This window comes from Nocardiopsis sp. KDC1DS13DA1 (assembly GCF_055632325.1).
The window spans coordinates 113,170-127,977 of the sequence record NZ_JBVMUY010000009.1; the positions used below are offsets into that span (position 1 = coordinate 113,170).

Consider the following 14,808-nt stretch of genomic DNA (forward strand, 5'->3'; position numbering starts at 1 on the left):
GGGGACCGCCCGGTGTCTGCGGTGTCAGCGGTTGCGCACGCACTTGGCGTACAGGTCGAGCAGCCGTCCCCCGGGGTCGTAGGACTCCTTGAGACGGGAGTAGGCGGGTCCGTTGTAGAGGCGCCAGAACTCGTCCTCGGTGTAGAAGGAGTCCGAGTAGAGCGACTTGTGGCCGCCGAGCCGCGCGACCTCCTCCTCCACCAGGCGGTTGTGGTGTGCCCGGCGCTGGCGGGGCAGCATGTCGACCAGCCCCCAGAACCCGAAGTTGACGTAGAGGCGGTCGTTGTCGAGGGGGTAGAGGGGCCACACGTGCTCCCCCTCCCCCGCCCCGGACCGCCGGGGCTCCCGGAGCCGGAGCGGGCACATCCACACGGGGCTCATGCCGATCCGGGAGTGGAAGAAGTCGAGGAACTGCGCGCCGCGCTCCACACCCACCTCGACGTCCTGGATGAGCGGTTCCTGGGGGCGCCTGCCCCGGTAGTGGTTGAGCAGGCGGGAGAAGTCGGTGCGCCGGTCCCAGGCGACGAGCCTGCGGTACACGTCGGAACGCTTGAGGGAGCGCGGCCACAGCGGACGGACGAGGGGGTGCTGGGCGCCGAAGGCGCGCGAGCACCAGAACCAGTCGGTGTCCCACCGCCACAGGTAGTCGTGAACGGTGAGGTAGTCGCCGGGACCGTTGCCCGCGTGGCGCCGGATGGAGTGGTAGTAGACGTCCGTGCCGGTGTAGTCGCTGGCCCAGGGCGCCTGGTCGGTGAAGCGGGCCAGGCTGAGGTAGAGCTCGTCGGGGCCGAAGGCCACCCCGTCCACGAAGTCGACCGGCTGTCCGTCGTGCTCGGCGGCGGCGCAGATCCGCGCGAGGGCGTCCATGGCCTCGGCCGCGTCGCGGAACCGCAGGTGGCGCAGGTGCACGTAGGGCGAGACCGGTTCGAGCTCGATCCGCAGGCGCAGGCTGTAGCCGAGCGTTCCGTAGGAGTTGGGGAAACCGTGGAAGAGGTCGGCGTGCTCGTTGTCCCGGGTGGCCGTGACGACGTCACCGCCGCCGGTCAGGACCTCCATCTCCTGGACGGACTCGTGGGGCAGGCCGTTGCGGAAGGAGGAGGACTCGATCCCGAGCCCCGTGACCGCTCCGCCGAGGGTGATGGTCCGCAGCTGGGGGACGACGAGCGGCATGAGGCCGTGCGGGAGGGTCGCGGCGACGAGCTCCTCGTAGGTGGTCATCCCGCCCACGTCGGCCAGGCGCTCCACCGGGTCGATGGAGATGACGCCGGAGAAGGCGGACACGTCCAGCGGCGGCGCGGTGGTCGGCTCGCGGAAGCGGAAGAGGTTCGAGGTGGACTTGGCCAGTCGCACGGGGGCGTCCTGGGGCAGTGCCCGGTACTCCCGGCGCAGCCGCTGGACCGCCGCGATGTGCGTGGCCAGTCCCGGCCGCTCCCCGGTGACGCTGCCCGTATCCTGCTGTGGAGTTGCCATCTTCCCGCTTCCGGTCTCGGTACACGTGACGCACGGCGTTGTTCGACCCGGGGCCCGCCGGAGGGGTCGCGGGAACGGGCCGATGCCCCTCTGTTCTACCTACGGGTAACGGTCTCGTGCCACCCCATTTGTGATCGTGTCGCCGTCGGAGTCCGTTCACCTGGGCGTTTCTCGCACAACCTCGGATGTGGTCCGGGACACCCGGGAAGGAGCACCACCACGCCGACCGGAGGCGGGCGGGGCGGTGCCGTGGAACGGCCCGACTAGAATCAGCAGCCGTGCACATCGTTCTCGTAGACTCCGGTATCGGGATGCTGTCCACGGCAGCCGCCCTGCACGCGGCCAGACCGGACGCCGACCTGGTGCTGTCCATGGACCCCGACCACATGCCCTGGGGCCCCCGCACCCCGGAACAGGTGATCGGTCGCGCCCTGGCCGGGGCGCGCGCGGCGTGTGCGACCCTCGGCGGAGACGGCCCGGAGGCGGTGGTCGTCCCGTGCAACACGGCCTCCGTGCACGTGCTCGCCGACCTGCGCGCCGAGTTCGAGCCGCGCGTGCCGGTCGTCGGGACGGTTCCGGCGATCAAGCCCGCCGCGGCGGCCGGAGGACCGGTCGCCGTGTGGGCGACGACCGCGACCACCCGCAGCGCCTACCAGCGCCGGCTCGTCGAGACCTTCGCCGCCGGGGTGGAGGTCACCCAGGTGGCCTGTGTCGGCCTGGCCGAGGCCGTGGAGTCGGCCGACCCGCGGCTGATCGACGAGGCCGTGGCCTACGCGGCCGAACGGACCCCGCCGAACGTGCGCGGCGTGGTCCTGGGGTGCACGCACTACGACCTGGTGGACGAGCACATCACCGCGGCGCTGGGCCCGCGGGTGCGCACCTTCACCGCGGCCGACGCGGTGGCCGCCCAGACCCTGCGCCGGATCGGCGACGTTCCCCCCGGTGACCGCACCGGTCGGGTGTCCGTACTGGCCAGCGGGCGCCCCTCCCGGCTGCCCGCCGCCGCGTTGGCCTATCCGGCGGGGCGGGCGCTGGCCACGGCGGCCCCGGCCTCCGGGGCGACCCGGTAGTCGACATCGTGCGGCGCGCCCGCGGCGAGCGTGCGGACCAGGTCGCGCACCCCGGCGGTGTCGTTGTCGTGCATCAGCGTCTCCAGCAGTGACAGCGCCGCACGCTGGTCCCCCGGCCGCTCACGGACGTGGCGCCACTGCGGTTCGGTGGCCGCGTCGGAGAGCATGAGCGTGCGGCCGACCTGTCCGAGGGCGGTGAGCAGCGACGTGTCGTGCGGGATGACCGCCAGCGCCGCGCTGACCTGCTCCGCCTGCTCCTCGGGGTTGACCTCCTCCGCGGGCTGGGCGCGCAGGTGGTCCAGGATCCGGTCGGCGGGGGCCAGCGGTTGGACCGGCGCCATGGCCGCGACCATGGCGCGCACCTCGTCGAGGTCTCCGACGATCTCCTCCGTACGGCCCAGCTCCCCGATGAGCCGTTGGGCGCGCCGGGCCGAGCACGTGGCCACCCAGTGCGCGCCGCGGCCCGCGGCCAGGCGGGCGGCGGCCAGGGCCAGTTCCGCGCCGCGCCGGGGCGCCCCGACCCGTTCGAAGTAGCGCGACCACGTGGTGACCCGCACACCCAGCCGCCAGTCGTTGCGGACCGCGCCCTGGCACACGAGGTTCTCCACGGCCTCCACCCAGGCGGGGCGCAGGCTCGGGTGGGCCTCGGCCTCCTCCACGGTGGGCAGGGGGACGATGGCGTCGCGGGACGGGTACAGGCCCAGGCGCGCCAGCCAGGACAGCAGCCGTGCGCGTTCGAAGCGGATCAGGCGGCGCAGGGCGACGTGACGGCTGCCGTGGGTGCCCGCCCCCAGCGCGACCTCGGCTTCGAGCCGGTCCAGCGCCTCCAGGGCGTCGGTGTGCCTGTCCTGGTGGCGCAGGGCGCGGACCATGGTGAACACACCCTCCGAACCGAGGAACGCGGGGCCGGTGGCGGTGTGCTCGAAGCGCCGCAGGTCGGCCTCGGCGCGGTCCGGCCGTCCTTCGTCGATGAGCAGGTGGGCCCGGGCCAGACAGAACGAGGGCCAGGCCGGGGTCTGCTCCCATCCGGCCAGCCGTCGTGACGAGAGCAGTTCGGCGCGCTCGGCCGTGCTTCCGCCCGCGTCGATGTTGGCGTGGCAGCGCACGAGCGTCTCCAGTGCGGAGACCGGCAGCGATCCGTGCGCGCGCGGGTCGGGCACGCCCTCGGCGGCGGCGACCGCCTGGTCCAGGGCGCGCCGCCCCTCGGCCAGGGCGCCCACCCGCACGGCCAGGGGCCAGTGCGCGAGGTAGAGCAGGGTGGGCGGGCCGAAGACCCCCGGCACCTCGGCCCGCTCACCGCCGGCCTCGGCCACCAGCCGACGGGCCGTGCGCAGGGCCGAGCGGGCGGCTGCCTCGACCCGGGCCGCCTCCCCCGCCTCGCACAGCTGCGGCAGGCTCATGACCGCCTCGGCGAGGTCGACCTGGCCGGCCGCCCGCAGGCGGTGCGAGGTCTCCCCCGCCCATGTCCACATCGGCATCATCACTCCCCCTGTCGTGCCACGTGAGAACAGAACGTAGCAGCGTGGTGACAGAGCTGTCCGGAAAACGCGTGAAACCGGTGTTCTCCGGGCCATCGGCGACCGTCCGACGGACGGTCGTCCCCCCTAGAATCGGGACCAGCCGCATCCCCGACGGCGAGGGACGTCGGCCGACCACCCGCTCCAGACGGAAGATGTGAACTCCCATGGGATGGCGAGACCGCTTCGGACTCCGCAAGGCCAACCGCAAGGGCAAGGCTCGCTTCGACCGGGCCTCCGAGGACGACGACATCAAGGCCCTGATCGAGTTCGCCAAGAGCCGCGTGGGAGTGGAGTTCTTCGTCGAACCCGAGACCTTCGCCACCCGGACCACCGCCGTGGCGGTGGCCACCGACGGTGAGTGGATCCGACGCCGCTGCGGCTCCCCCGACGTGATCCGCAAGGTGGCGAACCGCCTGGCGACGCCCGCCTACGACGTCCAGATCGTCGGATACCCGCAGCGGATGCGCGACTGGAGCGCCCGCAACAGGCGCGGGCTCTCGATGGACGACTGAGGGCGGACACGCCGACCTACCTGCCCGGGTCGGGGCGAAACCCGCGAGCGGGTCATTTTGGGCATTGATGACGACACCTTGCCGCGACTTCCTCGCCGAACGGGTTCCCTAACGGGCATCTTCCATCGCATACTCGCCTGGGAGGGGGGACTCTGATGAAGCAGGATCTCACTGCCTTGTGTTGCGAGTGCGGCATGATCCGCGAAGTGAGCGACTACCAGAGCGTGGGCGAGGCGCAGTCGGCCTACGGCGTGGCCCGCTGCGTCGTCTGGCGCAAGTGCCGGACGTGCGGTTACCGCACCTACCACGCCTACCTGCGCGCTGACGGGGACCGCGACGAGTTGGAGGACGCGCTGCGCCTGGACGGCGCCCTGGCCGCCGAGGCGCTGGAGGAGGAGGTCGAACAGCTGCGGCTGTGCGGGGTGGAGGTCGGCCACGCCCCCGTTCCCGCGATCTGGGACGGCCAGTCCGTCGGAATGGTCACGCAGCGGCTGACCGACCAGGCCTACTCGATCGTGCTGGACCCGGAGGCCTCGGTGGTGTCCCGGCTCAAACTCATCGACATGATGTGGAACGAACTCCTGGTCGGCGAACACGACGACCGCTGGTACATCCAGGAGCCCGAGGACGACTCCCCCGGATACGCCATCCGGCTCTTCGGCTTCCGGGACCGCCGCTGACCCTCCGATGGATGCCGCCGGTCCGGCCGTCGCCGCACGCGGCGGACGGACCGACGGTGTCCACCGGACTTCCGGTCAGCCCGACGCCGCCGCGGGCGCGGACTGCTCCGACAGACGGCGCAGCGCCGACCGGGCGACCGTAGGATCCGTGGTCCCCCAGTAGGGCGGCAGCGACGCCCGCAGAAACCCCCCGTAGCGCGCGGTGGCCAGTCGCGGGTCGAGCACCGCGATGACCCCCCGGTCGTCGGTGGAGCGCAGCAGCCGCCCCGTGCCCTGGGCGAGCAGCAGGGCGGCGTGGGTGGCGGCCACCGACAGGAAGCCGTTGCCGCCGTGGGCGGCGACCGCGCGCTGGCGGGCCGAGGCCAGCGGATCGTCGGGACGGGGGAACGGGATCCGGTCGACGATCACCAGTTGCAGCGACGGGCCGGGCACGTCCACCCCCTGCCACAGCGACAGGGTTCCGAACAGGCAGGACCGCTCCTCCTCGGCGAACCGGCGGACGAGCTGGCCGGTGGAGTCGTCGCCCTGGCACAGGATCGGCTGGTCCAGCCGGTCGCGCAGCGCCTCGGTGGCCTGCTGGGCGGCGCGCATGGAGGAGAAGAGGCCCAGGGCGCGGCCGTCGGCGGCCTCGATGAGTTCGGCGATCTCGTCCAGGTAGGCGTCGGCCAGACCGTCCCGGCCGGGCGGTGGGAGATGGGTGGCCACGTAGAGGATGCCGCTGCGCCCGTGGTCGAAGGGGGAACCCACGTCGAGACCGCGCCAGCGGGGCTCCCCCGCCGCACGGTGCGGCCCGTCGTCGTCAGGGTCGGGCGCCTGGTCGGGGGCGGGGTCGGTGCTACCCGAGGCGGCGCGTTGGGCGGCCTCCTCGGTCACCTCGCGGCCCAACCCCCACTGGCGGGCGAGGGAGGTGAAGGAGCCGCCGAGGGTGAGCGTGGCGGAGGTGAGCACGACCGTGCGGTCACCGAAGAGCTTCTCCCTCAGCAGTCCGCCCACACCGAGCGGGGCCACGTGGAGGGAGGGTGGGCGGGACGGACTCCTGGTCAGCCAGACGACCTCGGTGCGCTCGCGCAGGGGCGATTCGTAGGACTCCAGGACACTGACCGCGGCGTCGTGGACCTCCCCCAGGGCGGCCAGGGCCAGGCGCCGGTCGGAGGCGGTGTCGGGGTCGAACTCCCCCGAGGAGGGGCCGATGGCGCTGACGCAGGCGGCCGCGGCGTCGCGTACGGCGGCGACGGCGCCGGCCAGGCCGTCGTCGATGTGGTCGAGTCGGCCGTCGGGGGCGTCGGCGAGCATCAGACCGAGCCCGTCGGCGCACTCGGTCAGGCGCTCGGCGACCCCCGGCTCGACGAGACGTCCGGCGCGCTTGGCGGCGGTGCCCACGGCGCGCTCGGTGAGGCTCTCCGTCGCCACGGAGGTGGCGCGGTCGACGAGTTCGTGCGCCTCGTCGATCATGATCGTGTCGTGCTCGGGCAGGATGTGGTGGCCCTGGGTCATGTCGATGGCCAGCATCGCGTGGTTGGTGACCACGATGTCCACGCCCTGGGCGGCCTCGCGGGCGAACTCGGCGAAGCACTCCTGACCGAAGGCGCAGGCCCGCGCGCCCACGCACTCGTTGCCGCCCACGGAGACCTGGCGCCAGGCGAGGTCGCTGACCCCGGGCGCGAGTTCGTCGCGGTCACCGGTGACGGTGTCCTCGGCCCACTCGTGCAGCCGCGCGACCTGGCGGCCCAGAGAGGAGAGCTGACGGGGGTCGAAGAGCTCGGTGTCCTCGGCCTCCTCGTCGGCCGTCTGCAGGCGGTTGCGGCACAGGTAGTTGCGCCGCCCCTTCAACACGGCGAAGGTGGGCTCGCGCGGGAGCAGCGGGGCGAGCGCGGCGGCCAGGCGTGGCAGATCACGGTCGATGAGCTGGTTCTGGAGCGCGATGGTGGCCGTCGAGATCACGACGGTGGTCTCCTTCGCCATCGCGTGTCTGACGGCGGGTACGAGGTAGGCCAGGGACTTGCCGGTGCCGGTCCCGGCCTGGACCACCAGGTGTTCGCGCCGGTCGACCGCCTCGGCGACGGCGTCGGCCATGGTCGTCTGACCCTCGCGACGGCTGCCGCCGAGGGCGTTCACGGCGGCGTCGAGCAGGGTGGGAACGTCGGGGAGATCTGCCACGGATCGACAGTACCCGCCGCGGGCGACAGCCGGTGCGTTGTCCACAGGGCCGGTCGGCCGGGCCCGCCGCTGACCCGGCCGACCGGTTCACACGGGCGAGGCGACGACCTCCGCCAGCGCGTCCATCGGCTCGGTGCGGCCCTTCTCCATCCCGGATCTGACCATGCCGTCGCGGTCCCCGACCGACGGGAGGACGGGGCAGGCCGTGTACACCGTCCGGTCGCCGTCGCTCTCCAGACGGCACGTCTCCAGCATGACGTGGCCGGGCTCACCCTCGTACTCGAAGGTCTGGACGACCCGCTCGGGTCTCGGTGTCCCCGAACCCCCACCACCGGGCGATGTGCTCGGGCTCGGTCACGGCCCGGAAGACGACCTCGCGCGGGGCGTCGAAGCCGCGCCTGACGAGGACGTCCTGTCGCCCGGGTTCGACGGTCACTGCGAGGTCACTCACGGTCGTTCCCTCCTTGTGTGGTGTCCGTGATCCCGCGGAGTTCCCGGCCGAGGCGGTCGAAGCGGTCCTCCCACCGTTCGCGGTAGCGCCCGATCCACTCGGACGCCCGCTCCGGGGGGAGCGGCCTCCAGTCGGAACGGGCGCCCCGGAGGCAAGGGGACGCGGTGTGGGGGGTCGGGAACCGGGCTCAGCGACCGCGCACGAGCCGTTCGACGACCAGGCGGGCCAACCGCGCCTGCGCGTCGGGCGACAGGTGCACGCCGTCGGGTTCGAACGGTTCGGTGCCCGTGACCGCCTCCGACGCGTCGACGACGGGATCGGCGAAGCCCGCGACAGCGCCGGCGATCGCCTCGACGTCGGCGTTGGCCCAGGACAGTCCGGCGGCTCCGAAGGGCGGGAAGGCGCGGACGCGCTCCTCGTCGACGGGGGTCGGCGTGATCCACACCCAGCGGGCGCGGGTGCGGGCGGCCGCGATCCGTCGGACCTCGGTGAGGTTGCCGACGGTCTCGGAGGGCCGGACCAGGGGCTTGGCCGCGGTCGGCCCGACACGGACGGCGTCGTTGCCGCCCAGCATGCAGACGACCCAGTCGGGAGCGTGGACGGACAGGACCGAGGGCCAACCGCGCAGGGCCATCGCGCTGGTCTGGCCGGTGACGCCCGCGTTGACCACGGTCACCCCCTCCTTCGACCGCAGGGCCAGCAGGTGGCGCAGGACCTCGACCCAGGAGAGGAGATCGCCGGTGGCGCTGTCGCCGAGGGCGAGGACCGTCTGCCCGGGGGAGAACGGAAGCGCGTCCACGCGCGCCGCGAAATCCGAAGCCTCCAGCAGCGCCCGGGCGGCCGACCTGGCGGCATCGGACATGCGGGCCCGCGCGGCGGAGTACTCCTCGGGGGTGAGGCCGTAGAGCGCGGGCAGGGCGTCGGCCATTCCCGGCAGGTAGCCGAACTGCCGCTCGGGGTGGGTGAAGCGGAGCATCTTGTCGATGGCGGGGCCGGTCATCCCGGACCCTCCTTTCCATGTGACGGGCACGGCTCAGGCGGCGCGGCGCAGGACGAGGCGCAGCGCGGTGGCGATGATCCAAACGATGGCGGTGAACCGGCCGAGGGGGAGCAGCACCGTGGCGGCCTCCAGGACGACCGATGACAGGGAGGCCACGCACAGGGCCGCGGACAGGAACCCGAGCCCGGTCAGCCAGAGCGGCACCGCGCGGGCCGTCGCCGCCGTGGCGGCCCCGACGAGGACGCCGAGGAGGACCACGTGCCCCACACCGCCGGTGAGGAAGGCGAGGACGTGCAGGACCGTGAGGGACTCACCGGGTATCCCGGGGAAGACCAGCGCCACACCGCACAGCGCGCTGAACAGCAGCAGGGCGGCGGCGACGGAGCCGGAGGACGTGACGAGCCGGCGGGGACGGGGGTCGGGGACCTGCTCGGCCAGGGCACCGACGAAGACCAGGAGCGGGATCACCGCGAGGGTGTGCAGGAGGGACTGACCGCGCACGGCGGTGGTGTTGTCGGCGAAGTAGGCGGCCGTGGCGTCGGCGGACCCGAACGGGGAGGGGTAGGTTCCCGTCCCGAGGACGGCGGCCAGGACGAGGCCGCCGATGAAGAGCCCGGCGAAGGAGAGCCCCGCGAGGGGCCATCGGCCGACGGGCGGAGCGGAGGTCTGGTCGGTCGAGCCGAGCATGGGAGCTCCCAAGTGTGGATGATAGAATTAGTTGGACAGACTGTAAATCCAAAACGAGAGGCGGTCAAGACCGATGAGTCCGCGCGAGTACCGGTCACCCAAACGCGACGAGGCCTCCGGGGAGACGCGCCTGCGCGTCCTGGGGGCGGCCCGCGGCCTGCTCGCGGAGTCGGCCGCCACGAAGATCTCCGTGCCCGAGATCGCCAGGTCCGCGGACGTGTCCCGGCAGACCGTGTACAACACGTTCGGTTCGAAGGCCGGACTTCTGGAAGCCCTGTTCGACCACCTCGCCGAGCAGGCCGGAATGGGGCTGGACACCGCGTTCGCCGCCGCGGACGAGGCGGCGGCGATGGCGGCCTTCACGCGGACCTTCGCCGGCTTCTGGGAGACCGACAGGGTGGTGATCCGACGGCTGCGCGGGATGGCCGCACTCGACCCGGAACTGGCGACGCTCCTGCGGGAGAGGGACGGGATGCGACGGTCGGCCCTGCGCGCGGTCCTCGAACGGTTCGGCCGGGACGCGGGGGCGGACGCGGCGGACGTCGTCTGGCAGCTGACCGGTTTCGAGACCTACGACGCGCTGGCCACGGCGGACCGGAACGCGGAGGAGGTGGTCGGGGTCATCACCGCGGCGGCGCTGGCCGTCCTGCGCGCGTGACCCCGCGGGAGGACCGGTGGGGCGTCAGCGCAGCCCCGCGCACAGACGACCGATCTCGGCCTCGGCACGCAACACGGTCGGCAGCAGGTCGGACTCGATCCAGGCGCGTTCCCCGCGTCGCGCGCGGCGTGAGCGCGGGCCCAGGTCCTCGGAGAGCGCGGTCAGGGCCGCGCGGATCCGGCGGACCCGCCACAGGTCCGGAGAGTCGGCGGGCGCGCGGAGGGCGTGCTCGGCGAGGAGGGTGTAGCTGTCGCCCAGCACCTGCTCGAGCTTGTCGACCGCGGCGGCACGGACCACACGGTCCCATTCGGCCGTGGTGAACGGTTCCGCGCCGGACCCGCCGTCGGCGGGAGACGGGGCGGGGACGACGGGCGGGGACTCACAGTTCCGGCAGGGGGCCGGCGGCGACGGTTCGGCGCGGCGAAGGAAGGCGGGAAGGGAGATCCGGGTCCACAGACTGCGCATTGCACCCCCGTGTGTGTCGGTTCTGGGGATCTGCCCGATTGGACGCGGACAGCGGCGAACCGGTTCCCCCGCACACGAGGCTTCCCGCCGGAAACGGGCGCGGGCCGGGCGGAACACCGGGGTCTGGGGGTCGCCCCCGCGGGCGGGAACGACGAAACGACCCGGCCAGCGCGCTCACGCACGGGCAGGGTCGTTCCGGAGCCACGCGGACCCGCGGGGCGAAGCCCCGCACCGGGGGCCTGGGGGTCGCCCCCCGGAAGAAACGACGAGACGACCCGGCGAGCGCGCTCACGCGCGAGCAGGGTCGTCTCGGATTCAGGGTCGTTCCGGAGCCACGCGGACCCGCGGGGCGAAGCCCCGCACCGGGGGCCTGGGGGTCGCCCCCCGGAAGAAACGACGAGACGACCCGGCGAGCGCGCTCACGCGCGAGCAGGGTCGTCTCGGAGTCGAGTGGAGCTATGGGGATTCGAACCCCAGACCTCCTCCATGCCATGGAGGCGCGCTACCAACTGCGCCATAGCCCCGTGTGAAGCAACGGAGAAGAGTCTACCGGACGACGGGGAGTGGAGCGACCGGTCAGCGGCGGGCGCTCCGGGTTCCCGGAGCGCCCGCCGCGCGCGCCCGCGGTCAGGCGGCGGCTCCCGGGAGGGGGAAGGCGCGGCCGACGGCGAAGCAGACGGCCACGAGGACCAGCGTGACCCCCAGGAACACCGCGTCCCAGCGGTCCGCCCGCAGGGCCGCGAGGCGGATCCTCCTGCCGTCGGGGTGCTCGGCCGCGTAGGTGAACCCGCGGGTCTCCAGGGCCTCCACCGTGGTCCGTGTCCGCTTCGCGGTGTTGAGCATGAGCGGGTAGAACGCGGACACGAGCGTCGTGGCCGTCCGGGCCGCCACCCGCCACCCCAGGAACCCCTTCGCCGCGAGCGGCGCGGCGCGCAGCCGGTGGCCGTCGACCACGGTGTGGAACTCCTCCATGAGGACGGGCAGCATCCGGTACCCGTAGCTGACCCCGAAGCTGACCATCGCGGGCGCGTGCAGACTCAACAGGGCGTCGGAGAGCTTCTCCGGGTCGAGCGAGACGAACGCCGCCATGCTGGCCAGACTCACGGTCGCCAGCTTCAGGGTGAACTCCGCCAGTGCCAGGACGGTACTCGTGTCACCGCCGAACAGCCACGCGGCGGCCAGGACGTAGAGGCTCTCCAGGGCGAACCCGATCACGAACAGCCCCAGGACCAGGGGCCCGACCCTGCTGAGCACGACGGCGGCGGCGCACACGGCGAACAGCCCGGCGAGCACCGTGACGTTGTGCGTGAGCCACGGCACCACGGCCAGGACCAGGTACCAGCCGACCACGGCCCGGGGGTCCCTTCCGGCCAGCAGTCCGCCGCGGGTGGCGTAGGCGGTCCGGAGCAGTTCGAGCTTGACCCACTCCACCGAGAGCCGTTCCCGTTCCCTACGCACGATCCCCCACCTCCGCCCGTCCCCCGCCCAGCCGGGTCAGCAGTTCCGGCACCGACAACGGCGGCGGTGTCATCCCCAACTCAGCCCCCAGCCGTGTGACCTGGGGCGGCTCCAGTCCGACCGACTCCATGAGCGCGGTGTCCGCGAACAGCCCGGCCGGGTCGGTGTCGGCCGCGATTCGCCCGCCGTCGAGCACGAGGACCCTGCCCGCCCACTCGGCGACCAGGTGCATGTCGTGGGTGGCCACGACGGTGCACCGGATCGTGTCGGCGAGGGCGTCCAGCATGGCGATGACCGCGTCGCGGCTGGCGGTGTCCAGACTGGACGTGGGTTCGTCCAGCAGGAGCAGGGCCGGGTGCGTGGCCAGCCCGATGGCCAGCGTCGCCCTGCGCTGCTGACCGCCGGAGAGCAGGCGGCCGTCGCGTTCGGCGAGACCGGACAGGCCGACGCGGTCCAGGACGGTGGCGACCAGGGAGTCGGTGTCGGCCCGGCCGCGCCCCCTCGGGAACATGGCCACGTCCTCGTACACGCTGTCCCTGAGGAACATCTGCTCGGGACGCTGGTACAGGTGGCAGACCCGGTCGGCGAGGGCGTTCGGCCCCACCGTCCGGGTGTCGGTGCCGCCGATCCGCACGGTCCCCTCCCTGGGCACCTTCAACCCGGTGAGCAGGCGGAGCAGGGTGGACTTGCCCGCGCCGTTGCCGCCCACGAGGGCGACGCGTTCCCCGTCGTGCAGGGTGAGGTCGAGGCCGTCCAGGACGACCGACAGGTTCCCGCCGACATCGCGGTGGCCGTGCCGGACCCCGACCAGTTCCGCGACCGCCCCTCCGGCCGGCTCCGGATCCGCCTCCCGTTCGGTGCGGTGGACCGCCGGGGGCGCGGTCCGCCCCCGCAAGCGGTCGGCGGCCTCCGCCACGGTCAGCGGGGGCGGCGACGCCGGTTCGAGTCCGTGCGCCACCCGTACCACCTGGGGCGCGGGTATCCCGTGGCGCTCCAGTTCCTCGGCCCGGCCCATCGCAGCGCGGGTCGGCAGGTGCCAGACGGGCGCGCCGTCGGCCATGAGCACCACGGAACGGGCGTACCTGGCCACGTACTCGGCGTGGTGCTCGATGACCACCACGGTGGTGCCGAGGCGCCGGTTGAGGTCTTCGAGCACCTCGTAGATCCGGGTCGCCCGGGCCGGGTCGAGTTCGGCCACCGGTTCGTCCACCACGACCACGCCCGGGCGCAGCGCCATCACGCTGGCCAGCGCGACCAGGTGCTGCTGGCCGCCGGAGAGCTGCCAGGTGAAGCGGTCCGCGAGGTGGGCGACACCGAGCAGGCCCATGGCCTCGTCGGTGCGTTCGCGGTGGTCGGGCAGGCCGAAGTTGACGGGGGCGAAGGCGACCTCGTCGCGCACGGTGGGCCGCACCAGCTGGTTGCCGAAGTCCTGGTAGACGTAGCCGACGAGGTGGGACAGCGCGGCGACGGACACCTCGCGGGTGTCCCGTCCCAGGACCCCGACCCGGCCCTCGAAGGTTCCCGACCAGTAGTGCGGGACCAGCCCGTTGAACGTCTTGCACAGGGTGGTCTTGCCGGACCCGTTGCCGCCGACCACCGCGGTGAAGTCGCCGCGCTCGATCCGCAGGTCCACTCCGCACAGACTGTCGCGGTCGGCACCCGGGTAGCGGAAGGTGAGGCCCGACACCTCGATCGCGGGCGCGGACGCGTCGGCGGCACCCGGCGGCGCGACCCCCTCGGCGGAGGTCATGACCGCCCCTCCCCCGCCCCGTGGTCCTGGGCGGCGCGCCGTGCGCGCGACCGCAGGACGAACCGGACCGAGACGACCAGCCCGACCAGCACGATGAGCGCCGCGGACGCACCGACCCACAGGAAACGGGCACCGTGGAGCTCGACGAAGTCCGGTTCCCAGACCCCGAAGTTGTCCACGATCTCGCTGGTGAACGCCGCGATCATCGCCACGAACGACAGGAGGACGGCGAGCAGGAGGAAGGCCCCCGTACCGCGCTCGGCGAGCCGGATCCGGTGCCGGGGGTCGCGCGGGGCCATACCGAGCAGCGGCTCGATCCTTCCGTGCAGCCGGGGTCCCAGCACCATCGCGGGCAGGGCACCGAACAGGACGCCGCTGACGACGAGGGCGACGGCGAAGTCGACACCCTCCAGGACGAGGACCGACTCGGGCAGGCCGGGAACGGAGTCGGCCTCCTCGACGCCCACCCACACCTTGGCGACGTCCACGGTGGCGGACAGCATCTTGTCCACGGCGACCGTGACCACGCTCGCCAGGGCGAGCTGCCACCTGCGGCCCGGGTCGCGCACCAGACAGCCGGCGACGTAGAGGGCCAGGAACATCTGGAGGTAGCCCTCCAGTTCCCCGATCCCGGAGAAGTCGCCCATGAGCAGGTCGGCGAAGACGATCTCGCCGAGGGGGGCGCCCAGGGCCGCGTACAGCGGGTGGAAGAGGGCGACCATGAGCACCGGGACGAAGGCCAGGTAGGACACACCGAGTTCGACGGGGCCGACCCGGATCTCGGGGAGGACCTCCGTGACGATGTTCGCCAGCCCGAACAGGGTCATCGAGAGCACGAAGACCATGAGCCGCTGCCCGGAGTTGGGTTCCGGCGGGCCGGAGCGGTTCCGTGGGTCGGGGATCACCGCGCTGCGGGGGGAGTCGGTCATG

The 14,808-nt window shown here is 73.0% G+C and carries 15 protein-coding genes and 1 tRNA gene; 4 read left to right on the forward strand and 12 right to left on the reverse strand.

Features of this window, described 5'->3' with window-relative positions:
- Nucleotides 1–24: 24 nt before the first annotated feature.
- Nucleotides 25–1,470, reverse strand: coding sequence for an FAD-binding oxidoreductase (locus ACTVAJ_RS06880; RefSeq protein ID WP_470387220.1), 1,446 nt, complete (start codon nt 1,468–1,470; stop codon nt 25–27).
- 278 nt (nt 1,471–1,748) lie between these two features.
- On the opposite strand from ACTVAJ_RS06880, the gene ACTVAJ_RS06885 reads away from it, so the two are divergent.
- Entirely contained in the window at nt 1,749–2,540 is a 792-nt protein-coding gene (locus tag ACTVAJ_RS06885) for a glutamate racemase (protein ID WP_470387221.1), read from the forward strand.
- Here the strand turns inward: ACTVAJ_RS06885 and ACTVAJ_RS06890 are convergent.
- Nucleotides 2,483–4,018: a hypothetical protein gene (locus ACTVAJ_RS06890; RefSeq protein WP_470387290.1), complete on the reverse strand. Its 1,536-nt coding sequence runs from the start codon at nt 4,016–4,018 to the stop codon at nt 2,483–2,485. The genes ACTVAJ_RS06885 and ACTVAJ_RS06890 overlap by 58 nt on opposite strands.
- Before the next feature lie 206 nt (nt 4,019–4,224).
- Here ACTVAJ_RS06890 and ACTVAJ_RS06895 point away from each other — a divergent pair, with 206 nt between their 5' ends.
- Both ACTVAJ_RS06895 and ACTVAJ_RS06900 read left to right on the forward strand, forming a co-directional pair.
- Nucleotides 4,225–4,572 carry a hypothetical protein gene (locus ACTVAJ_RS06895; RefSeq protein ID WP_470387222.1) on the forward strand — a complete coding sequence of 116 codons (348 nt, stop codon included), beginning with the start codon at nt 4,225–4,227 and terminating at the stop codon, nt 4,570–4,572.
- Between the two features lie 155 nt (nt 4,573–4,727).
- Complete coding sequence (locus ACTVAJ_RS06900) at nt 4,728–5,252, forward strand: DUF6315 family protein (protein ID WP_470387223.1); 525 nt, start codon at nt 4,728–4,730, stop codon at nt 5,250–5,252.
- Between the two features lie 75 nt (nt 5,253–5,327).
- On the opposite strand, the gene ACTVAJ_RS06905 is transcribed toward ACTVAJ_RS06900, so the two are convergent.
- The 5 genes from ACTVAJ_RS06905 to ACTVAJ_RS06925 form a co-directional block, all read right to left on the reverse strand.
- Nucleotides 5,328–7,409: an ATP-dependent DNA helicase gene (locus ACTVAJ_RS06905; protein WP_470387224.1), complete on the reverse strand. Its 2,082-nt coding sequence runs from the start codon at nt 7,407–7,409 to the stop codon at nt 5,328–5,330.
- A gap of 87 nt (nt 7,410–7,496) precedes the next feature.
- Nucleotides 7,497–7,664 carry an SRPBCC family protein gene (locus ACTVAJ_RS06910; protein ID WP_470387225.1) on the reverse strand — a complete coding sequence of 56 codons (168 nt, stop codon included), beginning with the start codon at nt 7,662–7,664 and terminating at the stop codon, nt 7,497–7,499.
- A gap of 13 nt (nt 7,665–7,677) precedes the next feature.
- Entirely contained in the window at nt 7,678–7,860 is a 183-nt protein-coding gene (locus ACTVAJ_RS06915; RefSeq protein WP_470387226.1) for an SRPBCC domain-containing protein, read from the reverse strand.
- A gap of 187 nt (nt 7,861–8,047) precedes the next feature.
- Nucleotides 8,048–8,860 (reverse strand): SGNH/GDSL hydrolase family protein, encoded by an 813-nt coding sequence (locus tag ACTVAJ_RS06920; protein WP_470387227.1) that lies wholly within the window; start codon nt 8,858–8,860, stop codon nt 8,048–8,050.
- 33 nt (nt 8,861–8,893) lie between these two features.
- Nucleotides 8,894–9,547, reverse strand: a complete 654-nt coding sequence (locus ACTVAJ_RS06925; RefSeq protein WP_470387228.1) for a hypothetical protein — start codon at nt 9,545–9,547, stop codon at nt 8,894–8,896.
- A gap of 73 nt (nt 9,548–9,620) precedes the next feature.
- Between ACTVAJ_RS06925 and ACTVAJ_RS06930 the strand changes: the two genes are divergently transcribed.
- A complete protein-coding gene (locus tag ACTVAJ_RS06930; RefSeq protein ID WP_470387229.1) occupies nt 9,621–10,205 on the forward strand; it encodes a TetR/AcrR family transcriptional regulator in 585 nt (194 codons plus the stop codon).
- Nucleotides 10,206–10,229: 24 nt separating this feature from the next.
- Here ACTVAJ_RS06930 and ACTVAJ_RS06935 read toward each other — a convergent pair whose 3' ends face one another.
- The 5 genes from ACTVAJ_RS06935 to ACTVAJ_RS06955 all read right to left on the reverse strand — a co-directional run bounded on the left by ACTVAJ_RS06935 (nt 10,230) and on the right by ACTVAJ_RS06955 (nt 14,807).
- On the reverse strand, nt 10,230–10,670 hold the full coding sequence (locus tag ACTVAJ_RS06935) for a hypothetical protein (protein ID WP_470387230.1): 441 nt from the start codon (nt 10,668–10,670) through the stop codon (nt 10,230–10,232).
- A gap of 451 nt (nt 10,671–11,121) precedes the next feature.
- A tRNA-Ala gene (locus tag ACTVAJ_RS06940) sits at nt 11,122–11,194 on the reverse strand.
- Nucleotides 11,195–11,297: 103 nt separating this feature from the next.
- Nucleotides 11,298–12,128, reverse strand: a complete 831-nt coding sequence (locus ACTVAJ_RS06945) for an energy-coupling factor transporter transmembrane component T family protein (protein ID WP_470387231.1) — start codon at nt 12,126–12,128, stop codon at nt 11,298–11,300.
- Entirely contained in the window at nt 12,121–13,878 is a 1,758-nt protein-coding gene (locus ACTVAJ_RS06950; RefSeq protein ID WP_470387232.1) for an ABC transporter ATP-binding protein, read from the reverse strand. The genes ACTVAJ_RS06945 and ACTVAJ_RS06950 overlap by 8 nt, the downstream gene beginning before the upstream one ends.
- The gene (locus ACTVAJ_RS06955) at nt 13,875–14,807 is read right to left on the reverse strand and encodes a DUF8171 family membrane protein (RefSeq protein ID WP_470387233.1); all 933 of its coding nucleotides are present in this window, start codon (nt 14,805–14,807) and stop codon (nt 13,875–13,877) included. The genes ACTVAJ_RS06950 and ACTVAJ_RS06955 overlap by 4 nt, the downstream gene beginning before the upstream one ends.
- Between the last annotated feature and the right edge of the window lies 1 nt (nt 14,808).